Origin of the sequence: Phormidium sp. FACHB-592 (genome assembly GCF_014695795.1) — a bacterium.
Lineage (GTDB): Bacteria > Cyanobacteriota > Cyanobacteriia > Leptolyngbyales > Leptolyngbyaceae > Stenomitos.
In genome coordinates this window covers 1-2,517 of the sequence record NZ_JACJOZ010000083.1, presented here as the reverse complement: position 1 = coordinate 2,517, position 2,517 = coordinate 1, and the positions used below count along the sequence as shown (strand labels likewise).

Annotated in this window: 3 protein-coding genes; all 3 read left to right on the top strand. The window is 48.8% G+C overall.

The features are described 5' to 3' along the window. The first annotated feature begins 83 nt into the window (after window positions 1–83). Window positions 84–947, top strand: coding sequence for a dioxygenase (locus tag H6F86_RS23770; RefSeq protein WP_190451959.1), 864 nt, complete (start codon window positions 84–86; stop codon window positions 945–947). Between the two features lie 30 nt (window positions 948–977). Continuing rightward, complete coding sequence (locus tag H6F86_RS23765; RefSeq protein WP_190451957.1) at window positions 978–1,451, top strand: lipocalin-like domain-containing protein; 474 nt, start codon at window positions 978–980, stop codon at window positions 1,449–1,451. 467 nt (window positions 1,452–1,918) lie between these two features. Then, on the top strand, window positions 1,919–2,517 hold a 599-nt coding region (locus tag H6F86_RS23760), incomplete at its 3' end, for an NAD(P)-binding domain-containing protein (protein WP_199305463.1).

Sequence of the window (2,517 nt, the reverse complement as noted above, 5' to 3'; positions counted from 1 at the left end):
TTAGATTAGGACACAGACTATAAGTCAAGATAGTCGCCGTAAAACAACCATCATTAATCACGTAACTAAAAAGGAGTTTGATCGTGCAGAACATCACACTTGACACTATCACTGAAGCCGTCATTAATCATGGCGATCGTGGCAGATCTCACCCGCGACTCTATGAAATTTACACGAGCTTGGTTCCACATTTGCATGACTTTGTGCGTGAGGTGAAGCTGACTGAATCAGAATTGCAGCAGGGACGTAATTTTCTCAACCAGGCAAGTCATCACACTCAAGAGATTCCCACTGGAGAGATCCATTTGTTGACGGATCTACTAGGGATCTCAGAGTTGGTAGAATTGCTGCACGATGCCCATCGCGGTACAGAAAGCAATTTAGAAGGACCCTTGTATGTACCGAATGCACCAGAACGGCAGATGGGCGATCGCTTGGGTATTGATACAGAAGGAGATTCGCTTTTCCTGTCAGGCAGGGTTTTAGATTTGAACGGTCAACCGATCGCCAATGCTCTGATTGATGTTTGGCAACCCAATTCCAAAGGAATATATGATGTCCAAGAGCCATCTCAGCTGTTGGGGAATTTTCGCGGACGTTTCAAAACGAACAAGAGTGGAAAGTATATGTTTGAAACCGTCGTGCCACTAGGTTACAAAGTGCCAAGCAGTGGTCCATGTGGCGAGTTGCTGGGACTCTTGGGACGGCATCCCTGGCGGCCGGCTCACATCCACTTCAAACTCAGTGCTCCGGAGTACGCTCCACTGACAACACAAATTTTTATTGCTGGCGATCCTCACCTGGATTCAGATACAACCTTTTCCGTGCGATCGGCGATCGTTCAATTGCAAAAGCACGAAGCACTAGACGAACTCAAGGCACACAATCAAAGTAAACCGTTTTACACGACTGAGTTTGATTTTGTGTTGAAACCCGCTACTCTCTAGCGGAGAATCATCAAGCAATGGCTGCACATTATGTCTACACCATCAATCCAGAACAATCTGCTAATTGGCATTTGGAAGTTAATTTCTGCAACTGCCATTTACGCTGATGGAACGGTGACTCCAGAGGTGTATGGAACTCATCCGGTTGGCTACATCACTTACACATCAGATGATCACATGATGGTGATGTTTTCTAGGAGCGATCGCTCACCGCTGAGTCAGGAGGTCAGATCACCGCTGACTCCCCAGATGCAATCTTTACCCGTGGAAGAGCTTGCTCAAGCATTTACAACATTCAATGCTTACGCTGGAACTTATACGTTGAGTGGCAACACAGTAACTCACCAGATCAAAATTGCATCAATTCCTAATCGCGTTGGTACAACGTTAGTTCGCACCTTTACTCTTAATGAGAGCCGACTAACGCTTGTGACGCCGCCAGTCTTGAGCGATGGTGTTGAAGCGGTTTTTGAGCTGCTGTGGGAACGCATTATAGCAAGGTGAGTTCGTTGTCGATAACGAAGTAGAGGCAAGTACGATCACTTTTCACTCACTGAAAACGTCGCTATCCTCGGTTATCTCGACGGACGAAACTGGTTCACTGGCGAATGATCGATTGCCGATCCGTACCTGTTCGTCATTCTGCGTTGGGCGATCAACACTCAGGTCGGACTACAAGGCTTTGAGAACTTGTCACGATTTGTAGACCGTATAAATCTCGATGTTGGTGTGCGTGCCGCGCTGGCTACCGAAGCAGAATTAAAGCCATCTTAGAGGCGGCAAACGCGGCAAACGCGCGCAGGCAACAATGAAGGATTCTTGTCGTTCTGAAGTGACGGTAGTCAATGGATGCTTGCCCCACCTTGAAGTCTGCTTAACACAGCATTGTTAAGACGGTGCTCGCTCGCTGCATCACAATTGTGATGCAACAGACAAAAACACATCATCAATTTACAACGGAGAAACCTCTCATGCCTTACATTACCCTTGGTCAAGAAAATTCTGCAAACATCGATATGAGTATCGGAATTATTGGTTCAGGAGCCCTCGGCTCAAACCTAGCGCGCCTGTTGGCAAAAAATGGCATTGCAGCCACCATAGCCAATAGGCGCGGACCGGAATCGCTGGCTGACTTTGTGGCCGAAGTGGGCCCCTCCATAAAGGCCGGCACTGTTGCCGAAGCCGCCAGCGCCGACATCGTCATTGCGGCTGTGCGCTGGGTCGATGCAGAGAAGGTATTCAGTGCCCTGCCTGCATGGAATGGTCGCATCGTCATTGACAGCACCAACCCAGTTGAATTCCTCGACCCAGATTCACCTGATGCCAAAGACCCCAGCAATCCGCTGGCAGCCTACGGTATCAGGGCTGTTGATCTAGGCGGCAGATCCTCCAGCGAGGTGTTCAAGCAATACGTACCGGGTGCACGCGTAGTGAAAGCCTTTAATCATCTGGAGGTGAACCTATTGCAAGAGCCTAAAGTGTCTGGTGGACAGCGGGTGCTGTTCTACTCAGGTGACGACGCCGATGCCAAAACCCAAGTGCGAAAAATCATTGACGGCACGGGCTTCTT

Bases quoted from the DNA above. Each gene is read 5' to 3' on its own strand.
- H6F86_RS23765 (WP_190451957.1), top strand. From the start codon at position 978: ATGTCTACACCATCAATCCAGAACAATCTGCTAATTGGCATTTGGAAG.